Below are 25,082 nucleotides of genomic sequence, written 5' to 3'. Positions count from 1 at the left end.
GATGGGCGAGCGCGTGACACCGGACTGGATTGCCGTCGATTGGGGCACCACCAACCTGCGCGCCTATGCGATGCAGGGCGCCACGGTGCTCGCGCGGGCACAGTCTGACGATGGCATGGGCAAACTCAGCGCGGACGGGTTTGAACCCGCGCTGCTGGCGCTGATTGGTGCCTGGGTAGAACCAGACCCTGTGCCCGTGATCGCCTGTGGCATGGTCGGCTCGCGCCAGGGCTGGGTCGAGGCGCCCTATCGCACGGTGCCCTGCACGCCGCTGGCCGAGACCCTGACGCGGGCCCCGACCGCCCGCCCCTTGGATGTGCGCGTCGTCTCCGGCCTGTCACAGGCCAACCCCGCGGACGTCATGCGCGGAGAGGAGACCCAGGTTGCGGGGTTCCTCGCGCTTAATCCGGGCTGGGACGGGGTGCTCTGCATGCCCGGCACCCACACCAAGTGGGTGCATCTGAGCGCGGGTGAAGTGGTCAGTTTTCAGACCTTCATGAGCGGTGAGCTTTTTGCCCTGATCAGCACGCAATCGGTGCTGCGCCATTCGCTGGACAGCGAGGGATGGGATGCCGACGCCTTTGCCGACGCCGTCAGCAACGCCATGTCGAGGCCCGAGGCGCTGGCGGCGCGGCTCTTTGGCCTGCGGGCCGGCAACCTGTTGCAGGGCACCCAGACGCCGGTGACCCGCGCCACCCTCTCCGGCCTGCTGATCGGCGCGGAACTTGCGGCTGCGCGCCCCTACTGGCTGGGCCAGAACATCGCCATTCTGGGCCTGGGCGATCAAGCCCGCGCCTATAAGGAGGCGCTGCGCCCGCAAGGCGTCGAGGCGATGCTCGTTGATACCGAAAAAGCCACACTGGCCGGGCTCACGGCCGCCTATCGCAACACAAAGGCTCTGACATGACCCTGCCCATCATCGCCATTCTGCGCGGCATTACCCCCGCCGAAGCTCCCGCCATATGTGAGGCGCTGATCGCCGCAAGGATCACACAGATCGAAGTGCCGCTGAACTCCCCCGACCCGCTGGAGAGCATCGGCGCGCTGGCCCGCAGCTTTGGCGATCAGGCCCTGATCGGCGCGGGCACGGTGCTGGCCGTGGATGACGTCAAGGCGGTGGCTGAGGTTGGCGGCAAGCTGATTGTCTCGCCAAACTGCGATGCAGATGTCATCAAGACAACCAAATCGCTGGGACTGCAGAGCTGGCCGGGGGTCTTCACGCCGTCTGAGGCGTTCACAGCCTTGCAGGCGGGGGCGGATGGGCTGAAGCTCTTCCCTGGCGCCATGGCGGGCACGGTCGGTTTGGCCGCGATGCGCCCGATCCTGCCCAAGGGCACCTTGGTCTACGCCGTGGGCGGCGCGGGGCCGGAGAACTTCGATCAGTGGATCGCCGCCAGTGCGGACGGCTTTGGCATCGGCTCGGCGCTCTACAAACCGGGCGTGAGCGTCGCGGATGTGGAGGAGCGTGCGGCACGCATCGTGGCCGCCTACAAAGAGGCGATCGGATGAGCGCGCAGGTCTTTGACGACCGGCGCTGCATCTTGGGCGAAGGCCCGCTCTGGCACCCGGAGCGGGGGCAGCTCTTTTGGTTCGACATCATGCGCTACAGGCTTCTCAGCCGCGATGCCTCCGACCCGCTGCAGTGGCGCTTTGACGAGCCCGTGTCGGCGGCCGGATGGGTGGACGCTGATACGCTGCTCATCGCCTCGGCCAGCGCGCTGTGGCGGTTCGACCTGACCGACGGCAGCAAGACGCGGCTTTGCGGGCTGGAGCAGGACAATGCCGTGACCCGCTCAAACGACGGGCGCGCGGACCCCTGGGGCGGCTTCTGGATCGGCACCATGGGCCGTATGGCGGAACTTCGTGCTGGCGCGATCTATCGCTTCTATCGGGGCAAATTGCAAAGGCTATTCGGCGACATCACGATCCCCAATGCGATCTGCTTTGCGCCCGACCGCAGCTGCGCCTATTTCACCGATACATCGACACGACAGGTGATGCGCGTGGCCCTCGACAAGGACGGTTGGCCCGAGGGCGCCCCGGTGGTGTTCCTGGACCTCTCCGAGGAAGGATTGAACCCGGATGGCGCGGTGGTGGACAAGGATGGCACAATCTGGATCGCGCAATGGGGCGCTGCGCGCGTCGCAGCCTATGCGCCGGACGGCAGCTTCCTGCGGGCGGTCGACGTGCCCGGGCTGCACACCACCTGCCCCGCCTTTGGCGGTGCGGAGTTCCGCACGCTCTATGTCACCAGCGCCCGGCAGGGCTTGTCCGCCGATGTGGCGCATGATCAAAGCCCGCATGGCCAGACTTTCGCTCTGCACAACATCGCGGAGGGGCTGCCGGAACCAAGGGTGATCTTATGAACCGCGCGCTGGGTGTCTGCTACTACCCCGAACACTGGCCCGAGGAGATGTGGGCGCAGGACGCCGCCGAGATGGTCGCGGCGGGCATCTCCTGGGTGCGGATCGGTGAATTTGCCTGGAGCCGCATTGAGCCGGAACCGGGTCAGTTCGCCTTTGACTGGCTCGACCGCGCCATCGACGTGCTCAGCCGTGCGGGCCTGAAGATCGTGCTCGGCACGCCGACCTGCACGCCCCCGCGCTGGATGCTGGAGCGGTTTCCCGATATGCTGGCGGTGGACGCGCAGGGGCACCCGCGCGGCTTCGGCTCGCGGCGGCACTATTGCTTTAGCCACGCAGGCTACCGGCGTGCCAGTGGTGAGATCGCCGAGGTGCTGGGGGACCGCTATGGGCGTGATGGCCGCGTCCACGCCTGGCAGATCGACAATGAATATGGCTGTCATGATACGATCCTGTCCTACTCGGAGGCGGCCCGCGACGCCTTCCGCAGCTGGTTGGCAGAGCGTTACGGGACCATCGACGCGCTCAACGAAGCCTGGGGGAATGTCTTCTGGTCAATGGAGTATCGCAGTTTCGACGAAATCGACCTGCCGAACCTCACGGTGACGCAACCAAACCCAAGCCACGAGCTGGCGTTTCGCCGGTTCTCTTCCGATCAGGTGGTGGCCTATCACGAGGTACAGGTGGCCGCCCTGCGCGCCCACACCGACGCGCCGCTCATCCACAACTACATGGGTCGGGTGCTCGATTTCGACCACTTCGAAGTCGGCGCTTCCATCGACATCGCCAGCTGGGACAGCTACCCGATCGGCTTCCTATCGGACCGGCTGGACGGCAGCGCCGAGCACAAGGCGCGCTATCTGCAGCAAGGCGACCCGGACATGCAGGCCTTTCACCACGACCTCTACCGCGCGGTGGGCCGCGACGGGCGCTGGTGGGTGATGGAGCAGCAACCCGGCCCGGTGAACTGGGCCCCGCACAACCCCGCGCCCCTGCCCGGCATGGTGCGGCTCTGGAGCTGGGAGGCCTTTGCCCATGGCGCCGAGGTGGTCAGCTATTTCCGCTGGCGGCAGGCGCCTTTCGCGCAGGAGCAGATGCACGCAGGGCTGAAACGCCCCGACAATGCGCCCGCGCCGGGGCTGGCCGAGGCCGCACAGGTGGGCCGCGAGATCGCCGAGATGCCTCAAATCGCGCTGCAGCAAGCCCCTGTCGCGCTAATCTTCGACTACCCCTCGGACTGGGCCTGGGCCACGCTGCCGCAGGGCGAAGATTTCAGCTACTTCCGCCTGATGCTCGACGCCTACCGGGCATTGCGGCGTTGCGGCTTCTCCATCGACATCCTGCCCTCGACGGTGACGGACCTCTCCGCCTACGCGCTGGTGCTGGCCCCCGGTCTCGCCACGGTCCCGGACGCGCTGCAGGAGGCGTTGGCCCAAACGGTGGCACTGGTCGGCCCGCGCAGCAACGCCGTGACGGAGGAGCTGCGCATCCCAATACCCATGGGCCCGGCGCTGCGCGGCCTCGATGTCACGGCAACCCGCGTCGAAAGCCTGCCGCCACATGTGACGCGTGCGGTCATCGGCGGTGGCACGGTGCAGCACTGGGTGGAGGATCTCGACGGCACAGCCGAGACGCTGTTGCAGGCCGAGACGGGCCAGGCGGTTCTGAAAGGCAACAGGCGGCTGCAGTATCTTGGCGCCTGGCCCGATGCAGACCTGTGGGAACGGATCATACACGGGCTGGCGAAAGAGGCGGGTCTGACCGTGCTGACACTGCCGGAGGGGTTGCGCCTGCGCGACACGGCAACCCACAGGTTTGCATTCAACTACGGCCCGGATCTGGTTGAATTCCAAGGAAAAACTATCCGATCAGCAGATGTCTCCTGGTGGGGGATCTGAGGCAACCGTTCGTGATTTGATCCGAACGGGTGTACTGGGTCCGCCCGGCGGGCACAGCCGGGCAGCGCCTGCCCCCCTCGATGGGGGAAAGGCGCTTCCCTGTCCGATCTTCCCAGCGCCTAAGAAAAACACCTAGAGCTAGGTATGCGTCTTGGCGTAGGCCAGACACCCCAGCAGCGCCGCCTCATCCTGGGTGATCACCGAAACCGCAACCGGGGGCAGGGTTGATTTGACCGTCGGCGGCGCGCTGACCACCTCTTCGAACAAAGCCCGCGCCGATGTGGTCAGCAGACCCCGCACAACGGATCCGGCCAGGAAAATTCCGCCTGACGGCATGTAGAGCAGCCTCAGATCCTGAATGAAGGCCCCGAGCATCCGCGCATAGGTCTCGACCGACGCGGTGGCCTGCACATCTCCCTGATTGGCTGCATCAATCACAGCGCGTGCGTCCATCTTCTCCCCACCGGTCGCAGCAGCATGAAGCTCAGCCAACCCAGGCCCCCGCACTGCATCCTCCGCACAGCGGACCCAAGGCGCGGTGGGGCCGACATAGGCGTGCAGGTGCTCTGCAACACGGGTCGGCAGGCTGCCCAACCCTGCCTCGGCGCGCAGACACACTGTCTGGCCCGCCACCCGCAACACCGGACTGACGTTGAACCCGGTACCCGCGCCGATCACCAGCCGCTGGTCATCCTCGGCCATGGGCGCGTCGACAACCACCTCCGTGCCGTCCGGTCCGAGGCTGTCGAGCGCATAGCCCAAAGCGCTGAGATCATTGAGCAATCCGACACGCTGCACCCCATGCCGCGTGGCCAGCGTACCGGCATCGAAGCTCCAGCCCCGGTTGGTCAGCCGCGCGGTCTGCGCCGTGACCGGCCCGGCCACCGCTATGGCCAGCGCCTCCAGCTTATGCACCTGAGCATGCTGCAGATAGGCCGCCAGCACATCGTCAAAGCTGCCGTAGTCGTCGTTCTGATAGCGCCGCGTCAGCCCGGGCTGGATCTGCCCATCGCGCGCGCAGGCAAAGCGGACGTTTGTGCCTCCCACATCGGCAAGGATCAGGGCCATGAATTCGTGTCCTCAGACAAAGCGGCTGACGTAATTCTCCAGGATCTCCTGCTGACCGGAGCGTGGTTGCGGGTCGATGCCGCCGCCTGCGACCTGCGCTTCGATCTGATCCAACGACGCGGAGGTCAGCCAGCTCCGGCTCTGCTCCGCCTCCCATCCCGCATAGCGTGCGGCACGGGCCGCTTCAAGACCACCGTCTTCGAGCATGGCGGCTGCGGCCTTGAGACCTCGCGCGCAGATGTCCATCGCGCCCACATGCGCGGCAATCAGGTCCTTCGGGTCAAGGCTCTGGCGGCGCAGCTTGGCGTCGAAGTTGGTACCGCCGGTGGTGAACCCGCCTGCTTTCAGCACCTCGTAGTAGGCCAGCGCCACCTCGGGCACATTGTTCGGGAACTGGTCGGTGTCCCAGCCGGATTGGTAGTCGTTGCGGTTCATATCGATGGAGCCGAAGATGCCAAGCGCCGCCGCCGTGGCCAGCTCATGCTCAAAGCTGTGCCCCGCCAGGATTGCATGGCCCTGCTCGATGTTCATCTGAACCTCATCTTCGAGGCCAAACTCCTTGAGAAAGCCATAAACCGTCGCGACATCGTAGTCGTACTGATGCTTGGTGGGCTCCTGCGGCTTGGGCTCGATCAGGATCGCGCCGTCAAAGCCGATCTTGTGCTTGTAGTCGACGACCATCTGCAGGAAGCGCCCCGCCTGCGCGCGTTCCCGTTTCAGGTCGGTGTTGAGCAGCGTCTCATAGCCCTCTCGCCCGCCCCAGAGCACGTAATTTTCGCCACCGAGCTTGTGCGTGGCGTCCAAGCAGTTCTTTACCGTGGCGGCGGACCAAGCAAAGACCTCCGGGTCCGGGTTTGTCGCCGCGCCCGCCATGAAACGGCGGTGCGAGAAGAGGTTGGCGGTGCCCCAAAGCAGCTTCGTGCCGCCCGCCTTCATCTTGTCGCCGATGTAGTCGATGATTTCTTCGAAATTACGCTTGCTCTCGGCAAATGTCGCGCCTTCGGGGCGGATGTCGGCGTCATGCCAGCAGAAATACGGCTGCCCAAGGATTTCGAACATCTCAAAGGCCACATCGGCCTTCAGCCGCGCCAGATCCATCGTGTCGCCAAACCACGGCCGCTCAAAGGTCTGCCCGCCGAAGGGGTCACCGCCCGGCCAGGCAAAGCTGTGCCACCAGGCCACGGCAAAGCGAAGATGATCTTCCATGCGCTTGCCTGCAACCATCTCGTCGGGGTTGTAGTGGCGAAAGGCCAGTTGATCGGCTGGCACGTCGGGGCTGTAGGTGACGGGCGAGATGCCAGCGAAGAAGTCGGTCATAGGGCCTCCTTGAGGGCCGCATAAGCGGCGCGGTATTTCTGATGTTTTTCGCGGAATGCGGATGTGAGTGTGGTCACGGGGTCAATGGTGCGGGCGGTGGCGGGCGGCGTGGCGATCTCGGCCCCGGCGCCGGTAGCAGCCATCAGGCCCAGCCTCGCGGCCCCGAAGGCGCCACCGAAGTCACCCGCTTCCGGCAGGTCGATCGGCATGTCGAGAAGCGTGGCGAGGGCTTGGAGCCAGTAGTCGGATTTGCTGCCGCCACCGACAGCCACCAATGTGTCGATCTGGGTGCCGGTGCTGCGCAGCGCATCGAGGCTGTCGCGGAAGGCAAAGCTGACACCTTCCAGCACGGCGCGGGTGCCGGCGGTGCGGTCGGTGGCGTGGCCAAGACCCAGAAAGGCGCCACGCGCTGTGGCATCATTGTGCGGTGTCCGCTCGCCACCCAAGTAGGGCAGGAACAGCGTCTCGCCCGGCGCTTGCAGGGGGCCAAGATCACCCGTGAGGTTGGCGGCGTCTGACTGCACAAGGCCCGCGTACCAGTTCAACGCGTCGGTGCAAGCGAGGATCACGCCCATCTGGTGCCAGGTCTCGGGCAACGCGTGGCAGAAAGTGTGCACGGCGGTGGGCGCGTCGGGCTGGTAGGCCGCACTTGCGGCGAAGAGCACGCCGGAGGTGCCAAGCGAGAGGAACGCCTGCCCCGGTTTCACGACGCCCATGCCGACGGCAGAGGCAGCGTTGTCGCCCGCCCCGCCCGCCACCACAACGCCTTTCGGCAGGCCCCAACGGTCGGCCAGCGTATCGCGCAGCTGGCCCGAGACGGCAGAACCTTCGACAAGGCGTGGCATATGATCACGACTGAGACCAGAGGCGTCCAACAAGTCATCAGACCAGTCGCGCGCGCCCGTATCCAGCCAGCTGGTGCCTGCGGCATCGGACATTTCCGACACGGCCTCTCCCGTCAGCCAGAGGCGCAGGTAGTCCTTGGGCAGCAGTATCTTGGCCGTCTTGTCCCAAATCTCGGGCTCGTTCACGCGGACCCAATCGACCTTGGGCGCGGTGAAGCCCGGAAAGACGATGTTGCCGGTAATCTCACGCCACTGCGGGTCGGCATCAAAGGCGGCGGCCTCCACATGGCTGCGCGTATCGTTCCACAGCATGCAGGGGCGCAGCACGTCGCCCGCGGCGTCGAGCAGAGTGGCGCCATGCATCTGCCCGCTCAGGCCAATGCCACGCACGGCATCCAAGCTATGCCGCTCCGCCAGCGCCGTCATCGCATCCTCGGTCGCCGCCAGCCAATCCGCCGGGTTCTGCTCCGACCAGCCGCTGTGAGGCCGCTGCACGGTCAGCGGGGCCGTCGCCTCCGCCACAAGGCGCTGATCCGCGTCAATCAGAACCGCCTTCAGGCCAGAGGTGCCAAGGTCGAGACCCAGATACATCGTTTAGGCCGCCTGATCCGGTTTTTTGCCCATGATGATCATGCTGAGGATGTCGTCTTCGGTCACGTCTTCCACGCGCTCCGTGCCGATGAGCCGCCCGTTTTTCATCACCGAGACGCGGTCGCACAGCTCCAGCATTTCGCGGGTGTCGTGGCTGATCAGGAAGATGCCGAGACCCTGCTTCTTCAGCTCCTGAATAAGGTCCGCGACCATCTGAGTCTCATGCACGCCCAGAGCCGCCGTGGGTTCATCCATGATCAGGATCTTGGCGTTGAAATAGACCGCACGGGCGATGGCCACCGACTGGCGCTGACCACCAGAAAGCGCACTCACCGGCTCCTTGAGCTTGCGGAAGTTGGGGTTGAGCCGCGCCATGATCTTGCGCGTCTCCGCCTCCATCCGGTCGTCATCGACAAAACCCGCCCAGTTGGTCAGCTCGCGCCCCAGAAAGAGGTTCGACGCCGCATCCAGATTGTCGGCCAGCGCGAGTGTCTGATAGATCGTCTCGATGTTGTAGCGCCGCGCGTCGCGCGGGCTAGAGATATTGGCCTTCTGCCCTTCCACGTAGATCTCGCCGCTGTCCGCCTTGTAAGCCCCCGAGAGGATCTTGATCAGGGTCGATTTGCCCGCGCCGTTGTGGCCCAGAAGCCCGACAACCTCACCGGGGTTCACATGGATCGACACACCATCAACCGCGCGGATGCCCCCGAAGGAAATCGAGATGTCGCGCATTTCACATAAAGGTGTCATCAGCGGCCTCCAGTCTTTTTGCGGTAGATCGTATCGATCAGGACGGCGGCGACCAGCACGGTGCCTACCACGATGTTTTGCAAGGGCGCGTCCACGCCCACCATGGCCATGCCCGATTGCAGCGACTGCATGATCAGCGCGCCGAGGATGGCACCGTAGATGGTGCCGATACCGCCCGCGAGGGCTGTGCCACCAATCACCGCGGCGGCGATCACGCGCAGCTCGTCCAACGTGCCGATGTCGTTGGAGTGGTTGGTCAGCCGCGCCGATGCCACCACAGCCGACAGCGCACAGAGCGCGCCCATGATGGCAAAGACCTTCACGGTCAGCATGCGCGTGTTGATACCCGACAGCTCTGCGGCATCGGGGTTGCCGCCGGTGGCAAAGATATAGCGCCCAAGCCGGGTGCGTTGCGCCACCAGCGTCATCACAACCGCAACGCCGATCAGCAACAGCACGGAAATGGGCAACCCGTAAGAGGCGCTGAAGCCTTCGGGCATGATTTCACCGCGCACCTCGAACATCCGCTCCAACCGGCGCGAAGGGATCTCATAGGCGTTCAGGATGCCGATAAAGCCCAGAATACCTGCGGCAATGATGGCGCCGAGAGTGACCTCGGCCCAGACGGGCTTGACGGGGAAGTCATGCGCCAGCTTGGCACGGCGCGCGGACCACATGGCGTAGATCGCCCAAGCCACAGCGGCGAGACCGAAGACCCAGCTCCAGGTCGCGCCCAAAGTCCCGTTGATACCACCAAACTTGGTGAAGGTCGGGTCCAGCGGGCCAATGGTCTGCCCACTGGTCTGATACCAGGCGACGTTGCGCCAGACAAGCAACCCGCCGAGGGTCACGATGAAGGCCGGGATCGTCAGATACCCAACAAGCCAACCTTGGAAGGCGCCGATCAGCGTGCCCAGCAGCAGCCCGGCAGCGATGGTGATCCAGGGAATCATCGGGTGGCCCAAGCCCAGACCGAAGAGATCCGGCAGATAGCGCGCCTGCAGCATGGCCATGAAGGCCGAACAGGTCGCCAGCAGCGCACCGACAGCCAGATCGATATGGCGGGTGACAATCACAAAGACCATGCCCGTGGCCATGATCGCCACACTGACGGTCTGGATCGTCAGGTTAAAGATGTTGCGCGGGGTCAGGAAACGCCCGTCTGTCATCACGTTGAAGACGATGCAGATCACCAGAAAGGCCCCGATCATACCCAGCAGGCGGGTGTCGAGTTCCAGTGCCTGGAAGGCCGTGCGTTTCTTGGTCTGCGGGGCGGACACGTCGGTCATTGGAACTGCTCCTGCACAAAGACAAGGAAAAGGGTGCGCCAGGACGCAGCCGTCAGAGTGTCCCCCCGGATGATCTCGGGGGGCAGTTTTCATTTAGTAAGGCTTAGTTGCAGGGGGCCGGGCCGCCGGACACACCCTGGCAAAGCGCGTGTTTCTCGATCCAGCCTGCATCAACCACGGTCGAGAGGTTGTCCGCTGTGATCGGAACCGGTGTCAGGAAGCGCGCGGTCATGGTGGTGCCACCGGGCGATGTCCATTCCTGCGCGTCGGCCACGTCTGCCATGGCCGTGCCGCCTGCGAGAGCCACCGCGATTTCAGCGGCTGCTTTGCCAAGGTCCCGCGCGTCTTTCCAGACAGAGACGGTCTGCGTGCCCAGAGCCACGCGGTTCAGCGCCGCATGGTCACCATCCTGACCGGACACCGGGATGCCTTCCATGCCTTGCGCGGACAGAGCTGCAACCACACCACCGGCAGTGCCGTCGTTGGAGGCCACAACAGCATCGACTTTGTTGTCATTCGCGGTCAGGATCTGCTCCATGTTGCGCTGTGCATTCGCGGGCAACCAGCCATCGGTGTAGGCTTCAGCCACGATGTTGATCTTGCCCGCGTCAATCGCCTCTTGCAGCACTTCCTGCTGGCCGCCGCGCAGGAAATCTGCGTTGGGGTCAGTTGGCGAGCCCTTGATCATGACGTAGTTGCCTTCGGGCAGCGCCTCAAACACCGCACGCGCCTGCATCCGGCCCACTTCGACATTGTCGAAGGTCAGATAGAACGCACGCGGGTCCTCGATCAGACGGTCATAGCCCACAACCGGGATGCCTTCGTCTGCGGCCGCCTGCACGGCCGGGCCGATAGCAGCGCTGTCCTGTGCGAGGATGATCAACGCGTCGACGCCCTGCGCAATCAGGCTCTCAACATCCGACAGCTGCTTGCTCGAAGAGCTTTGCGCGTCGGAGGAGACATAGGCGGCCCCGGCTGCATCCAGTGCTGCCTTGATGGCCGCTTCGTCAGTTTTCCAACGCTCTTCCTGGAAGTTGGACCAGCTGACACCGATGGTCATGCTGTGCCCGTCCGCGAAGGCCGCAGGCGCCATGGAGACCGCAGTCAATGCGGTCGACATCGCGGCAGCCAGGAATGTTCTTTTCTTCATGATATCCTCCCAAAGGACAGTTCTGTTGACTGTTCATGCCCCGTAACTGATGTGGCATGCGCAAAAAGATTGACTGTTTTAATTCAGCTGTCAAAATAAATTTGTGGATCAAGAGCTAAAATTTCAGGCAATCCCTGGTTTCTCTGCGATTTACGGATGCCAAATTGGAAAATTGGCTGATTTATTTTTGAGGTCTGAATAAATGAATGTGGAGATTTCTCAACCAGACCTTGCAGAGACACCCGTCGGCTGTGGCCCGATTCGCCCTGAGGCTGAGACGCTGAGCGATTCGCTGCGCTACCGCGTGTTCGAGTCCGTTCGCTCCGCCGGGCAGATCTCGCGCAGTGATCTGGCCAAATGTCTGAGGGTCAGCCCGGCGTCGATCACAACGCTGGTGGGGGAGTTGCTCGACCTGGGCCTTCTGCGCGAAAGCAGTGACACCACGCGCAGCAGCGCGCGCGGGCGTCCGCCCGTGGCGCTGTCGGTCCAACCGGACGCCGGCTATTTCGTCGGCATCAAGCTGGCGCGCGCCCAACACACCGCCCTGCTGGTCGATGCTGCGGGCCGCCCGCTTGCGCAGGCGAGCCTCGCGTGTCAGCCCCGCCGTCGATCCATCGCTCAGGTGCTTGAGGAAACGGGTCAAGTGCTGGATGCGTTGCTTGCGCAGGCAGAGCTTGCCCGCTCCGATGTGGCCTGCATCGGCCTCGGCATGCCTGGCATGATCGATCATGCCAGCGGGCAGATGGTCTGGTCTCCCATGCTCACCGACGCCGACATGCCGTTGCGTACCTTGGCCGAAGACACCTTTGGCGTGCCGGTTGCCGTCGACAATGACGCCAATCTTGTGACTCTGGCCGAGCTGTGGTTTGGCAAGGGCCGTGCGATGGCGGATTTCGCGGTGGTGACCATCGAACAGGGTGTTGGCATGGGGCTGGTGATCAACCATCGGCTTTACCGAGGCGCCGGATCGCTGGGCATGGAGATCGGCCACACCAAGGTGCAGATGGATGGCGCGCTCTGCCAATGCGGGCAGCGCGGCTGTCTGGAGGCCTACATTGCCGACTATGCGCTGGTGCGTGAGGCCTCCACCGCGCTGGACCCCACCAACACCGACGCCGCAGCCCCCGATGTGATGCTGCAACAGCTCTATGAACAGGCCAAGGCCGGCAACGAGGCCGCCCGGGTGATCTTTCGCCGGGCCGGTCGGTTTCTGGCGCTTGGGCTTGCCAATGTGGTGAACCTCTTTGACCCTCCGCTGATCATCCTCGCGGGGGAGCGGATGCAATACGACTATCTCTATGCCGATGAGGTGCTGCGCGAGATGCATGAGATGACGTTGAACCGCATGACCACACCGCAGAAGGTCGAGACCCACGCCTGGGGCGATCTGATGTGGGCGCATGGCGCGGCGGCGCTGGCGCTGTCAGAGATTGCGGATGCCATGGCGGAGGGGCGGCGATGAGGCTGTTCGCGCTGTGTCTGATGGCGCAGGCCGCGCAGGCGGAGGTGCTGTTTGAAGACCTCTCGGCCAATCTGCCCGCGCACAGCTACACCGGCGGATGGGAACATTTTGTGGGTGGTGGTGTCGCGGTCTTCGACTGCAATGGCGATGCGCTGCCCGACCTGCTGGCCGCTGGCGGAGACAGCCCCGCAGCGTTGATGGTCAATCAAGGCGGGATGCGGTTTGAAGCAGCCCCCCTGCCCGAATTCACGGGTGTCACCGGGGCCTATCCGCTGGATGTGGATGGCGACGGGCATCTCGACGTGATGCTGCTGCGGGTTGGTGCAAACCAGATCCTGCGGGGTGACGGGGCCTGCGGCTTCATGCCCGCCAGTGCCGCCCTTGGATTTGATGGCGGCGACGCCTGGTCTACCGCGTTCTCGGCCACATGGACTGAGGACGGCCCGGTGCTGGCCATCGGCAATTATGTGGACCGCGCTGACCCTGACGGCCCCTTCGAGGCCTGCGACGACAATCGCCTGCATCGCTGGGATGGTGTTCGGTTCGTCGTTGAAACGCTGTCGCCGGGGTACTGCGCGCTCTCAATCCTCTTTGCCCGCGATGCGACGGGAGAAACCCGTCTGCGCCTGTCGAATGACCGGCACTACTACGTCCGTGCGGGCAGTGAGCAGATGTATGACCTGACCGAAGGGCGTTTTCTCGGCCCGGAGGACGGGTGGGAAACTGTGCAGCTTTGGGGCATGGGCATCGCCAGCCGGGACATCACCGGTGACGGACGGTCGGAGGTCATGCTCACCTCCATGGGCGACCAGCTGCTGCAGATCGCCGGGGCAGATGGGCTCTACACCCGCGCGCCCTTCAGCCTCGGAACCGCAGCACAGCGCCCGCATGTGGGGGATGATGGCCGCCCCTCAACCGGCTGGCACGCGGAGTTCGGCGATGTGAACAATGACACACGGCCCGATCTGTTCATCGCCAAGGGCAATGTGGATCAGATGCCGGGGCTGGCGATGGAAGACCCCAACACGCTGCTGGTCCAACAGCCGGACGGCATATTCGTCGAAAGCTCTGTTGCGGCGGGTGTGGCCACGGTCGAGCGGTCGCGCGGCGCTGCGCTAGCGGATTTCGACGGAGACGGCCAGCTCGATCTGGTGGTGATGAACCGCCGTGCACCGATGGAGCTCTATCGAAACGTGACGCCTGCGACGCGCCACTGGCTTGCCGTGGAGCTGCGTCAGGATGGAAAGAACACGCGCGCTGTCGGCGCGCTGGTCGAGGTTACGGCGGATGGCGTGACACAGGTGCAGGAAGTGACGGTTGGCGGTGGTCATGCGGGCGGGCAAGCCGGGCCACTGCACTTCGGGCTTGGAGACGCGGATTTTGCGACGGCGCGTGTCACATGGCCAGATGGATCCGTAACGATCCACGCCGGTTTGGCGGGTGATCAGCGCATTCTTTTGCGTCCAAAGCACTGAGGGCATCGCCCGACCAGGAGGGCGTTACAAGAACAAAGATGTCGCAATTGCTGACCCAGAATCCGTGCATTCGGCACCTTGCAACGTGGCACAATCACCCTCCGGCTGGAGGTCAGGCGATGCCCGGTCTGTCGACCGGGCGGGGCATCAGCAGCTCGCCCCGCGAGAGACCTAACGATCCACATCGAGACCGCTTGGAACCACCTCCGGGATGCCCAACCGGCCTGCAATTGCCTCCGGATCTTCTAGCGCTTCAAGAAACGCAACCAAGGCCATGATATCCGCGGCGCTTAATGCGCGCGGCACAGTTCCAATCGACGCGCGGAGGGCCGCCTGTTCTGCCGGGTCCTGAAAATGCCGCCAGTCATCAAGGCCCGGCAGCTCCGGCAACACCACCTGCGCCGGGTCAAACCGGTCAAGCGCAGCCTTCGGGTCCGAATGATCCGCGATGAAAGCCGCCAGATCCGCGTGGCTGCCGGTGTGCCCATAGGGTCCCGTCTTTGTGACATTGCGCATGGATGGCGTGCGGAAGGCATAGGCATCCGCCTCGCGACCGGTCACCCGCATCCGGCCCAAGTCGCGCGCGTGGCTCTCGAACCGCGCCGCCTTGCCCGGCCCGAACTGCGGCACGCCCATGGCGTGGAACCCGTGGTCCGTCTGGAATGCACCGGCGTGGCAGGAGCTACACCCCGCCTCTCCATAGAAGAGCTGGCGCCCGAACTCCGCCTCTGCCGGAAGCACCTTCTGCCCACGCAAATAGGCATCAAAGAGGCTGCTGTCAGAGCGCCATTCGAAGGCCACAAATGCCGCAATGGCATCCGAGATATCCGTGAAGGTCAGTTCCTCGCTGCCCGGAAACGCGGCCTTGATCAGCGGCGCATAGCCCGGCGTCTCCGCCACCCGGCGGCTCAGCAGATCCCACGCGCCCCCCTTGCCGGTGATGCGCCCTTGGCGAACGGCCTGGCTGACATCGTTTTCACTGTAGTGCCCGGCCATCTCATCCGCGCTCAGCACCGGGAACATGGTCTGGGCCGAGAGCAGATTGGCGAACCCTTGGGTCATCTCGGCGCCCATGGGCGTGCGCAGCCCACCGGGCTTGCTTGGGTCCACCTCGATCCGACCATCATGAAACATGACGGTGAACTCATGCGCGCCGAGATTGAACAGTGCCGGGGCGTTGCGCGGGATGCGCTGTTCAGGTGTGTTCTCGGCAGTGGCACGCCGTTCCAGACCAAGGCCAACGCCCCCTTCTCCCAGTGACAGCGCCACACCATCCGCAGTGGCAAACTTCGGGTGATGGCAGGTGGCACAGGAGATGTTGCGATTGCCCGAGAGGATCGGGTCATAGAAGAGCAGGTGACCAAGACGGATCTGATCGGGGTCCAGCTCCAGATAGTCCGCATCGGTTACGGGCGCGGGCATGTCGCCCGCAGCAACGGCCCCGGCCCCTATCATCGTCGTCGCGATCAATATCCTGAGAAGCACCCGCATGTCCTCCCTGCTCCCCTGACAGGAATGCCAGCCGTGCACGTCGACCGCAAGCGTGCTCAACCCCTGCGCGATGGGGAAAAGTTGCGCCCCTTTGACAAAGGCAGCAGATCAGCTGCATCCCATCAATGGGCCGCGTCGGGCAATGTCGCCCCAACGTCAGGCATTTTGACCCGGGCCGGACCTTTGCGTCGGCTCAGCGTACATGGCGACGTGAGACCTTGCTGCGCCAGAATCAATATCAGCTAAGGATCGTCACCGCGCAGCATCTTCAGCATAGTCCTCCGCTGCCGATAATGTCCCGTAGCTCCGTATCTCACGTAGATCGCTGAGGGCAGCAGCCAGGAACGACATCAGAAAGGCGACCATGACGACCCCCAACCCCGCTTGCGGCCCGTAGGTGTCTGCGACCAGCCCCCCTAACAGCGCGCCAAGAGGACGGATGCCATAGATCGCAGTCTGAATGACGGCGTTCACCCGTCCAAGCCGGTCGGCCGGGGTGACAAGCTGACGCACGGAATTCTGCGTCACAAGCCACATGGACGGGCCAAACCCAAGCAGAAACATGCACGCATAAAAAACGAGAGGAGTACTATGCGCCGGGATCAGAACCAACCCCAAGGAGGCCAGAGCGCTGCTTCCCGGTCCAAAGAGCAAAAGAAGATTTGGCGCAAGACGATCTGATAAATGGCGCATGACGGTCGTGCCACAGATTGCCGCCAGCCCAAACGCAGACAGTCCAACGCCGAAGACGCCCGGATCCATCAAATAGACCTGATGGATCACGGGCACGAGGACGACCAGCAAAGCCGCGAAGGCCAGGTTCCAGCAGATCGCACAGATCGAAATCGGAAGAAGGAGCCGATGGCCCAGAACGAAGGCACCCCCTTCAATGATCCGCTTCAAGACGCCGGTTCTTGCCGCAGGCTGCATGTCCACCGTTGGCAGCGCGATGGCAAACGCCAGCGCCATGACTGAAGCAGCGGCCGAGCCGAGGAAGATCACGACAGGCGCGACAGAGGTGAAGGAGAGGCCGATCAAAAGGGGGACGATGAAAGAGGCAGTCGCACGGGGCACTTCTATCGCTGCATTGGCGCGCGCAAGACCATCGCGTGCTGCGATTTTTGGCACGATAGACAGGGCAGCCAGACCAAACAGCACCACTCCGAACCCCGCCAGCGTCATAGCTGCACCAAAGAAAACAAGGCTTTCGCGCAGTATGGCAATGACCGCCATTGCGGAGCCCACAAGCGTGGTCAGGCACGCAACGATCGTCAAGGTGCGTTGCTGGGTGCTGTCCACCAGAATGCCAAAGGGGATAGACCCGACCAGATGTGCCATGGACTGACATGCGACCAGAAGTCCAATGGCTGCTGCTGAGGCGTCCAAGACAAGGGCGGCAATCAGCGGAACCGATACCAGCGCAACCTGGTCGGACACATGGACGCCGTAAGCCGCCCCCGTCAGGCGAGAGAGTGTCTGCATCTTGGACCCTTTTGATCAGGCACGGCTGACCGAGGCGGCAAAACAACCCGGCTTGGCGTTGTGCAGATGCGCGTAGGCGACAGTCGCGTTCTCAAAGGCGCTGGTGAGTGCATCCGCAAGGCCGTCGCCCTCAAGAACATCCGCGTCGATCATCATGTGGTCGGCGTCGAACAGACGCAACGAGATGACGCGGCTGCGCAAGACCTGTGGAACCTCGCCCTTTGCCAATTTCGCCTGTGCCGCCCCCTCGCGGACAAAAATCGCATGGGAGGCACGATAAGGGCTGTCTTTGGGTTGATGTTCGTAATTCAAGAGTATGACCGTTTCCCCCACCTCTGCATCGGCCATGCTGACGCGACAGGGTGTGCCCGGCTTGGATGTCACGACCTGCCGGCAGGCCTGTCGCTCGGCCAGTTCCTCATCTGACAGGGCAAAGAGCTGGGCAAAGTCTTCAGCGGGAAGGGAGTGGATCTGAAAGCTCATATCATGGGTCCTTTTCGTTTCAGAACCTGAATACGAAATTGTCCCCAAAGCACGCGACCCGTTTCATGCGAGATCCAGTTCTGTCGCGCGACAACAGCTGTGCGCGCGACATGCAGCAAGACGCAATCTGGTCTCCTAGTCAGCCGTCCCGGTTGCGAGGGTTTGGGTCAGCGTTCTGACATAGAGGCAAACCTTGGCTGGCGTTGAACAGCGATGGTATCAGGTTTTCACATCCGGTTCGGTGCGCCCGATGTGCTGCTGCATCTGGGTTATCTCAACCACCGCATCGCGCACGGCTTTGAGCGCCACATCCGGTGACACCCCTTGATCTGCCTCCGGATCGGCATATTGCTCCAGATAAACCCGCAACGTCGCGCCTTCGGTGCCGGTGCCTGACAGGCGCAGCACCGCGCGCCCTCCACCCGCGAGCCAGATCCGCAGACCCTGATTGTGGCTGACCGAGCCATCCACCGGGTCCTGGTAGGAGAACTCATCAGCTGCCGTGATCTCTACGCCCGCGACGCTCTGCCCCGGCAGGCTGTCAAGCTTGTCCCGCACACCTTGCATCAGAGCATCCGCCGCTTCGGTCGGTACAGCCTCGTAGTCGTGACGCGAGTAGTAATTGCGCCCATAGGTGGCCCAGTGGTCCGTCAGGATCTCGGCCACCGACTGGCCACGCTCCGTCAGAATGTTCAGCCACAACAGCACCGCCCAAAGCCCGTCTTTCTCGCGCACATGGTCGGAGCCGGTGCCCGCACTTTCCTCACCACAGAGCGTGACCTTGCCCGCATCGAGAAGATTGCCGAAGAACTTCCAACCCGTCGGCGTCTCGAACGACCCCAGGCCCAGCTTCTCCGCCACCTTGTCAGCGGCCCCGCTGGTGGGCATCGAGCGCGCCACACCCGCCAGGCCACCCGCATAACCCGGCGCCAGCTGCGCGTTGGCCGCCAGCACCGCAAGGCTGTCCGAGGGCGTCACATAGGTGCCCCGCCCGACGATCATGTTGCGGTCACCGTCCCCGTCCGAAGCCGCACCGAAATCAGGAGCGGCGTCCGACATCATCTCGTCCATCAGGGTCTTGGCCCAGACCGGGTTCGGGTCCGGATGGCCGCCGCCAAAATCCTCGGAGGGCACGGCGTTGATCACGGTGCCCGTGGGTGCGCCCAAGGCCCCTTCGAGGATCGCCTTGGCGTAAGGCCCCGTGACCGCATGCATGGCGTCAAACCGCATGGTGAACCCGCCCGCAAAAAGCGCGCGCAGCTTGTCGAAGTCAAAAAGCGTCTGCATCAGCGCCTGATAGTCCTCGACGGGGTCGATGATCTCCACCTGCATGCCGCCGATCTGGCCCGTGCCACAGGTCGAGAGGTCGATGTCTGGCGCGTCCAGCGTGGTGTATTCGGTGATGTTCTGGGTGTGCTCGAACATCGCCTGCGTGATGTGTTCGGGTGCCGGGCCGCCGTTGCTGACGTTGTATTTCACCCCGAAATCCGCGTCGATCCCGCCGGGGTTGTGGCTGGCGGAGAGCACAAAACCACCGTCCGTCTTGCGCTGGCGGATGAGGTTCGACACCGCGGGCGTGGAGAGCAGCCCGCCCTGCCCCACAATCGCCTTGGCCGCGCCATTGGCCGCCGCCATCTTGAGCATCGTCTGAATCGCTTCGCGGTTAAAATAGCGCCCATCGCCCCCGATCACGAAACTCTTGCCCGCCGCTCCGCCGATGGCATGGAAGGTCGCCTGAACAAAACATTCCAGATAGCCCGGCTGCATGAACACGCGGGTCTTCTTGCGCAGGCCTGATGTGCCGGGCTTCTGCCCCTCAAACGGGCCTTTCGAAATCGTCTGGAGTGTCATGGGGCAATCCTTTCAAATTGGGTCTTCAAATGTACCACGGCCAGCCTCAGCCATGAGTCGAGCGGTTTTTGTGAGGCCTTCGTGACCTGACAGCGCCTCAATGGCAACAGGAGACCGGCGGCGCCAGTTGGGGTGTTCCTCCACCGTACCCGGCAGGTTCTGCGCCTCGATGACACCCAGAACATCGTCAAGCTGCACAGCAGCCAGCGCCGCCGAGGCGCCCGCCAGCTGGCGGTGGATCTGATCGCAGGGGGTGTCTGTTGCCGCGGGGGTGCCAGGCTGGCCCAGCAAATCCGCCCGCTCGGATTTGCGCCGCCGCTGTGCGCGTTTGCGCGCCGCCTCATCAATCCAGCCCAGCCTATGCCACCAGTCAATGTCCCGGCCTGCGCAAAACCCCGCAATGGTCGGCGTGTCATGTGTGCCAAAACAGGCCAGCGATTGCGGGCGCAGATCCTGCGTGCGCCGAAACCGGCCCGCCTCGGTCTTCTCGTATTGCATCACGGTGTAGCCGTAGAGCCCCTTATCCGCCATGGTCTCGCGGAAGCCGTCGGGCACCAGGCCCAGATCCTCCCCAACGATCACGGTCTGCGCCCGGTGGGCCTCAATAGCGATCAGCGCCATCAATGCCTCAAACGGCTGGCGGATGTAGCCGCCGGGGCTGCCATCATCGGGAATCCAATAGCTGCGGTTAAGCCCCAAGGCGTGATCGATCCGGAACAGCCCGCAGTGGCGCATCGACTGGCGCAGGATCGTGCGAAAGGGCGCATAGTCCTGCCCGGCCAATCCCCGTGGCGCATAGGCGGCCAGTTGCCAGTTCTGCCCGGCGGGGCTGAGGTGATCGGGGGGTGCCCCAAGCGAGACATCGCGCGCCAGCGCCTCCCCCGCGCACCAGGCCTCAGCCCCGTCGCGCCGCGCGCCCACGGCGAGATCCAGATAAAGCCCCAGCCCCATACCGCTGTCCATGGCACGCCTATGCGCGTCGCCAAGCTGGATATCGGCCTGCCATTGCATCCACAGATGAAAGCCTGCCTCTTCCGGCAAGGCGGTTGCTCGTTGTAGCTCAGGGTGGCGCAGCGCCTCGGGCCACAGGCGCCGGTTGGTCCCGTGCTGTGTGCTCAGACATTCGAAGCGCGCAAAATCCTCAAGCAATCTGCCGCCCGCATGAACGAACTCCGCAAAAGCGGCGCGATCCGCAGCGGTCGCCGTTTGCTCGAAGGTCGCATAGGCCCCGCGCAACGCCTGCCGGTGCTGAGGCCCGTGCGCGGCATAGTCGATCAGCTCTCCCCCTGCTGGTGTGGCAGTGGCACCCGACGCGGCACCTGGCAGGCGACCGATGGCCAGATGCGCTGGGTTAAGACAGCCGCGATGCGATGGGGAATAGGGGCTGATCACCTCCGCCGCCGCCCACCCCAACGCATGCACCGGATTGAGCCCCAGAAACCCCGCCCCAAGCGGCCCCAGCGTTTCCGCCAGCTGCGCAAGATCCTCGAAGTCACCGAGTCCTTGATTGCGCTGCGACCGCAGACCGTAGAGTGCCGCGACCACGCCCCAGCTTTTCTGCTGATTGGTGACCTCCGGCAACAGCGGCGCGCGCGGCGGGGCTGCGATGACCCGGCAAACGGAAGAGCGGCCAGACCCCCGCGCGCAAAGCTTATGCAAGCCCATGGGCAGCGATGGCAGGGTGACCGTTTCGGTCGCCCCACCCGAGAGGTGAACGCTGTCCGCCCCCTCCAACACCAGTTGCCAGTCGACCGCCGCCGCGCAGGGCACCGAGACCGCCTGCCCAGAGGTCACGATGATCTCTTCGGGGATCAGCCGGGCGGCTTGCTCAGCCCGCAGTCTGGCGAGGCTCTCCGCGACCTCGGCGGCGGACTGCGCCGCAAAGCCACCGGCCCGCAGCAACGCGCGCTGGGTGTCGGGGCTGGTGGGGCGCATCACCCCCTCCAGATCGCGGAATTGATCAAAAATCCCGCAAGCGGCTGCGAGCTCCGCAAGATCCGCATCGGCGCTCATGCGCTGGCAGCCTTGTCTCGCAGCACCAACGCTGTGACGGAGGGCCCGCTGACCGTCAGCCTGCCCTCGGGGACTGCCAGAGGCTCTGTCACACCTCGGGCGCTGTCCAGCACAACGACCCAGCCCTGACCATCACGTGCAGGGGGCAATGTCGCCTCAGCGGTATCTTCGGAGCGATTGAAAATCGCAAAGATCACATCGTCGCTTTGCAGATGCGGTGCCATCTCGGCAGATCCGCGCAGGGTGACGCAAAAGCTCGACAGCCCGGGGTCGCGCCAGTTCAGCGGGTGGCCCTCGAAATCGGACCATGCCACATCGGGCAGCCCATCGCTCGGGCGCAGGGCCGCATGCAAAAACCGGCTTTGCCGCAGCACCGGGTGCTGGCGGCGCAAATCGGCAAGATGGGCAACAAATTCCACCATCTCCGCATCACCTGTCGCCCAGTCGAGCCAGGTGAGCTCATTGTCCTGACAGTAGGCGTTGTTGTTGCCCTGCTGCGAATGCCCCAGTTCGTCGCCTGCCAGCAACATCGGCGTGCCCTGCGACAGGAACAGTGTGGCCAGCATATTGCGCTGGCGCTGCCGGCGCCGCGCGGTGATTTCGGGATCGTCGGAGGGGCCTTCCACACCGCAGTTGTCGGAGTAGTTGGCGTGATGCCCATCCTGATTGTCTTCGCCGTTGGCCGCATTGTGCCGCGTGCTGTAGCGCGTGATGTCAGCCAGCGTGAACCCGTCATGGGCCGCGATGAAGTTCAGCGAGGACCAGGCCCGGCGCCCGCCCCGGTCGAACTCGCCCGCAGAGCCAAGAAGCCGCGCGCCCAGTTCCTGCGCGCTGTGCGCATCGCCGCGCCAGAAGCGCCGCACGCTGTCGCGGTAGGCGTCGTTCCATTCCGCGAACTTGGGCGGGAATTGCCCCAGCCGGTAGCCGCCCGGCCCAATATCCCACGGCTCGGCGATGAGTTTCACACCGGCCAGCACCGGATCCTGCCGGATTGCATCGAGAAACCCGCCATGCGGATCAAACCCGTGATCCTCGCGGGCAACAGCCGTAGCGAGATCAAAGCGGAACCCGTCGACCCCCATGCACTCCACCCAAAAGCGCAGCGAATCCATCACCATGCGCAGCACATGCGGGTGCGAGACATTTACGGTGTTGCCGGTGCCGGTGTCGTTCACATAGTAGCGTGGCTGACCACTGATCAGCCGGTAGTATGACGCGTTGTCGAGCCCCCGGAAGGACAGCGTCGGCCCGCGCTGGTCGCCCTCGGCGGTGTGGTTGTAGACCACATCGAGCAGCACCTCGATGCCTGCGTCGTGAAAGCGCTGCACCATCTGGCGGAACCCGGCAATGCCCGCCGGGCCAAGGTAGCGCGGCTCGGGCGCAAAGAAGCCGATGGTGTTATAGCCCCAGTAGTTGGTCAGCCCCTTGTCGAGCAGAAACCCGTCATTCAGGAAGGCGTGCACGGGCAGCAATTCGACAGCCGTCACGCCGATCTTGTGCAGATGCTCCAGCACCGCATCCGATGCCAACCCGTCATAGGTGCCGCGCACCCCCTCCGCCACGCCGGGATGCAGCTGTGTCAGGCCTTTGACATGCGCCTCGTAAATCAGCGTCTCGTCCCAGGGCTTGGGTGCCCTGCGGTCAAACAGCGGGAACGCGGCTGGGTCCGAGACAACCGACTTGGGCACAAAGGGCGCTGAGTCCCGGCCGTCAAAGGACAGATCGCCCGCGCTCGATGTCTGGTCATACCCCAAAAGCGCGGGGGTGTTGCGCCAGGCCCCGCGCAGCTCTCGTGTGTAGGGGTCCAGCAAAAGCTTGTGCGGGTTGAAGCGGTGCCCGCGCTCGGGCGCATAAGCGCCATGAGCGCGGTAGCCATAAAGCGTGCCCGCAGGCAGACCCGCCACATAGCCGTGCCAGATGTCGCCGGTGCGCTCCGGCAGGCTCAGCCGCGCGGTCTCGCGGTTGCCATCGGCGGAGAACAGGCACAGCTCCATCCGGCTCGCATTGGCGGAAAAGACGGCGAAATTGACCCCCTCACCGTCATGGTGCGCACCCATCCGAAACGGGGTGCCGGATGTGATTGCATAAGCCACTGTGGCTAACTCCGCTCGCGGTCCGCTGACAGAACACCGGCGTAGATGTCCTTGTAGGCCGCTGCCGATGTGTCCCAGCCCACCGGGTGACGCATGGCCCGTCGCATCATGCCGGCCCAGTCCGCAGGCTGAGCATAGAGATCGCAGGTCCGATGGATGGCCTGTTCGAGTGCTGCCGCCGTGACCGGCGCGAATTGCACGCCGGTGCCACATTTGGCGGCGCGCGCGGCCTCATTGGCGTCGATCACCGTGTCAGCCAGCCCGCCGGTACGCGCGACAACCGGCACCGTGCCATAGCGCAACCCGTAAAGCTGTGTGAGACCACAGGGTTCAAACCGCGAGGGAACCAGAATCGCATCGCTGCCGCCCTGCATCAGATGCGAGAGCGGCTCATCATAGCCGATGATCACGCCAACGGACCCGGGGTACGCGTGCGCCGCACCCACGAACCCCGCCTCCAGCGTCTTGTCGCCACTGCCCAGCACAGCCAGCGTGGCACCGCGCGCAACCAGCGTGGGCAGCACCTCCAACAGCAGATCGAGCCCCTTTTGCGTCGTCAGACGGCTGATCACGCAAAAGAGCGGGCCGCTCGCCTCCTCCGACAGGCCAAAGCGTTTGAGAACGGCTGCGCGGCTTTGAGCTTTTGGCTTCAGACGTTTCACCGAGTAAGGCGCGGGCAGCGCTGAGTCCTGCTCCGGATCCCAGGCGTCGACATCGATGCCGTTCAGGATGCCGGTCACATCCGACTGGCGCGCGCGCAGCAGACCCTCCAGCCCCATGCCAAACTCCGGCTGCAAGAGCTCGCGCGCATAGGTTGGGCTGACCGTGGTGATCTTGTCGGCAAAGGCGAGACCGGCTTTGAGAAACCCGATGCGGCCGAAATACTCCATGCCTTCCGATGTGTAGAGCGCCGAGGACAGGCCCAGCGACGTCATCAGCGCGGCGTCAAAGAGGCCCTGAAAGGCGATGTTGTGGATCGTCATCACGCAAGGCGGCGTGGGCTGGTCCGCCTGATGCAGATAGGCGGGCACCAGCCCCGCCTGCCAATCATGCGCGTGCACTACATCCGGCTGCCAGCCGTCCAGCGCGCCCATGGCAACCTCTGCCGCCACCAGCGACAGGGCCGCATAGCGCTGCGCATTGTCGGGCCAGTCTTGACCGTCCGCGCCCAGATAGATGTTGCCGGGCCGGTCATAGAGATGTGGTGCGTCGAGCAACAGAAGATCGAGCCCATCCGCTTCGCAGGCCAGAAGACGCGCGCTGCCGCCCTGCAAATTGTCCGCGCGCCAGACCTCGGTGCCCTGCGCTGCCTGTTCTGCAAGCGCGGGATAGGCGGGCAGCAGGACCCGGGTCGAGACCTCAAGCGGGGCCAGCGCCTTGGGCAGCGCTCCCACCACATCGGCCAGCCCGCCCGTCTTGACGAAGGGCGCGCATTCCGAGGCAACACAAAGCACATTCACA

19 protein-coding genes are annotated in these 25,082 nt (G+C 64.2%); 6 read left to right on the top strand and 13 right to left on the bottom strand.

Translation table 11 applies throughout. The features are described from left to right. Position 1 precedes the first annotated feature (1 nt). From So717_RS07990 to So717_RS07975, 4 genes are read left to right on the top strand one after another with little or no spacing between them, the layout of a single operon-like run. The gene (locus So717_RS07990) at positions 2 to 907 is read left to right on the top strand and encodes a 2-dehydro-3-deoxygalactonokinase (protein ID WP_159975837.1); all 906 of its coding nucleotides are present in this window, start codon (positions 2 to 4) and stop codon (positions 905 to 907) included. Next, complete coding sequence (locus tag So717_RS07985) at positions 904 to 1,509, top strand: 2-dehydro-3-deoxy-6-phosphogalactonate aldolase (RefSeq protein ID WP_159975835.1); 606 nt, start codon at positions 904 to 906, stop codon at positions 1,507 to 1,509. The genes So717_RS07990 and So717_RS07985 overlap by 4 nt, the downstream gene beginning before the upstream one ends. Continuing rightward, the gene (locus tag So717_RS07980) at positions 1,506 to 2,366 is read left to right on the top strand and encodes an SMP-30/gluconolactonase/LRE family protein (protein ID WP_159975833.1); all 861 of its coding nucleotides are present in this window, start codon (positions 1,506 to 1,508) and stop codon (positions 2,364 to 2,366) included. The genes So717_RS07985 and So717_RS07980 overlap by 4 nt, the downstream gene beginning before the upstream one ends. Continuing rightward, a complete protein-coding gene (locus tag So717_RS07975) occupies positions 2,363 to 4,261 on the top strand; it encodes a beta-galactosidase (protein ID WP_159975831.1) in 1,899 nt (632 codons plus the stop codon). Before So717_RS07980 ends, So717_RS07975 begins: the two co-directional genes overlap by 4 nt. 138 nt (positions 4,262 to 4,399) lie before the next feature. Here the strand turns inward: So717_RS07975 and So717_RS07970 are convergent, their stop codons facing one another. The 6 genes from So717_RS07970 to xylF form a co-directional block, all read right to left on the bottom strand. Then, positions 4,400 to 5,329 carry a glucokinase gene (locus So717_RS07970; RefSeq protein ID WP_159975829.1) on the bottom strand — a complete coding sequence of 310 codons (930 nt, stop codon included), beginning with the start codon at positions 5,327 to 5,329 and terminating at the stop codon, positions 4,400 to 4,402. A 12-nt stretch (positions 5,330 to 5,341) separates the two neighbouring features. Beyond that, positions 5,342 to 6,646 (bottom strand): xylose isomerase, encoded by a 1,305-nt coding sequence (gene xylA, locus So717_RS07965; RefSeq protein ID WP_159975827.1) that lies wholly within the window; start codon positions 6,644 to 6,646, stop codon positions 5,342 to 5,344. Then, a complete protein-coding gene (xylB, locus tag So717_RS07960) occupies positions 6,643 to 8,082 on the bottom strand; it encodes a xylulokinase (RefSeq protein ID WP_159975825.1) in 1,440 nt (479 codons plus the stop codon). The genes xylA and xylB overlap by 4 nt, the downstream gene beginning before the upstream one ends. Before the next feature lie 3 nt (positions 8,083 to 8,085). Next, positions 8,086 to 8,832, bottom strand: a complete 747-nt coding sequence (locus So717_RS07955; protein ID WP_159975823.1) for an ATP-binding cassette domain-containing protein — start codon at positions 8,830 to 8,832, stop codon at positions 8,086 to 8,088. After that, complete coding sequence (locus tag So717_RS07950; protein ID WP_159975821.1) at positions 8,832 to 10,121, bottom strand: sugar ABC transporter permease; 1,290 nt, start codon at positions 10,119 to 10,121, stop codon at positions 8,832 to 8,834. Before So717_RS07950 ends, So717_RS07955 begins: the two co-directional genes overlap by 1 nt. A 103-nt stretch (positions 10,122 to 10,224) precedes the next feature. Next, positions 10,225 to 11,214: a D-xylose ABC transporter substrate-binding protein gene (gene xylF, locus So717_RS07945; protein ID WP_438810652.1), complete on the bottom strand. Its 990-nt coding sequence runs from the start codon at positions 11,212 to 11,214 to the stop codon at positions 10,225 to 10,227. 259 nt (positions 11,215 to 11,473) lie between these two features. On the opposite strand from xylF, the gene So717_RS07940 reads away from it, so the two are divergent. After that, positions 11,474 to 12,733: an ROK family transcriptional regulator gene (locus So717_RS07940; RefSeq protein ID WP_159975817.1), complete on the top strand. Its 1,260-nt coding sequence runs from the start codon at positions 11,474 to 11,476 to the stop codon at positions 12,731 to 12,733. Next, positions 12,730 to 14,208 carry a CRTAC1 family protein gene (locus So717_RS07935; RefSeq protein WP_159975815.1) on the top strand — a complete coding sequence of 493 codons (1,479 nt, stop codon included), beginning with the start codon at positions 12,730 to 12,732 and terminating at the stop codon, positions 14,206 to 14,208. The genes So717_RS07940 and So717_RS07935 overlap by 4 nt, the downstream gene beginning before the upstream one ends. 171 nt (positions 14,209 to 14,379) lie before the next feature. Here the strand turns inward: So717_RS07935 and So717_RS07930 are convergent, their stop codons facing one another. From So717_RS07930 to glgA, 7 genes are all read right to left on the bottom strand, one after another. Further along, positions 14,380 to 15,699, bottom strand: a complete 1,320-nt coding sequence (locus tag So717_RS07930) for a cytochrome-c peroxidase (RefSeq protein ID WP_159975813.1) — start codon at positions 15,697 to 15,699, stop codon at positions 14,380 to 14,382. Positions 15,700 to 15,951: 252 nt separating this feature from the next. Beyond that, positions 15,952 to 17,181 carry an MFS transporter gene (locus tag So717_RS07925; protein ID WP_159975811.1) on the bottom strand — a complete coding sequence of 410 codons (1,230 nt, stop codon included), beginning with the start codon at positions 17,179 to 17,181 and terminating at the stop codon, positions 15,952 to 15,954. Positions 17,182 to 17,196: 15 nt separating this feature from the next. Continuing rightward, positions 17,197 to 17,664, bottom strand: a complete 468-nt coding sequence (locus So717_RS07920) for a DUF1203 domain-containing protein (RefSeq protein WP_159975809.1) — start codon at positions 17,662 to 17,664, stop codon at positions 17,197 to 17,199. Between the two features lie 219 nt (positions 17,665 to 17,883). Further along, positions 17,884 to 19,515, bottom strand: a complete 1,632-nt coding sequence (locus tag So717_RS07915) for an alpha-D-glucose phosphate-specific phosphoglucomutase (protein WP_159975807.1) — start codon at positions 19,513 to 19,515, stop codon at positions 17,884 to 17,886. A gap of 12 nt (positions 19,516 to 19,527) precedes the next feature. Beyond that, complete coding sequence (gene malQ / locus So717_RS07910) at positions 19,528 to 21,528, bottom strand: 4-alpha-glucanotransferase (protein WP_159975805.1); 2,001 nt, start codon at positions 21,526 to 21,528, stop codon at positions 19,528 to 19,530. Further along, positions 21,525 to 23,621 carry a glycogen debranching protein GlgX gene (gene glgX, locus So717_RS07905; RefSeq protein ID WP_275113665.1) on the bottom strand — a complete coding sequence of 699 codons (2,097 nt, stop codon included), beginning with the start codon at positions 23,619 to 23,621 and terminating at the stop codon, positions 21,525 to 21,527. The genes malQ and glgX overlap by 4 nt, the downstream gene beginning before the upstream one ends. Before the next feature lie 5 nt (positions 23,622 to 23,626). After that, a complete protein-coding gene (gene glgA, locus So717_RS07900; protein WP_159975803.1) occupies positions 23,627 to 25,081 on the bottom strand; it encodes a glycogen synthase GlgA in 1,455 nt (484 codons plus the stop codon). Position 25,082: the final 1 nt, after the last annotated feature.

This window comes from Roseobacter cerasinus, from assembly GCF_009811755.1.
Taxonomy (GTDB): Bacteria; Pseudomonadota; Alphaproteobacteria; order Rhodobacterales; family Rhodobacteraceae; genus Roseobacter; species Roseobacter cerasinus.
The sequence above is the reverse complement of the archived record's forward strand: the minus strand, read 5'-3'. Positions and strand labels throughout refer to the sequence as shown.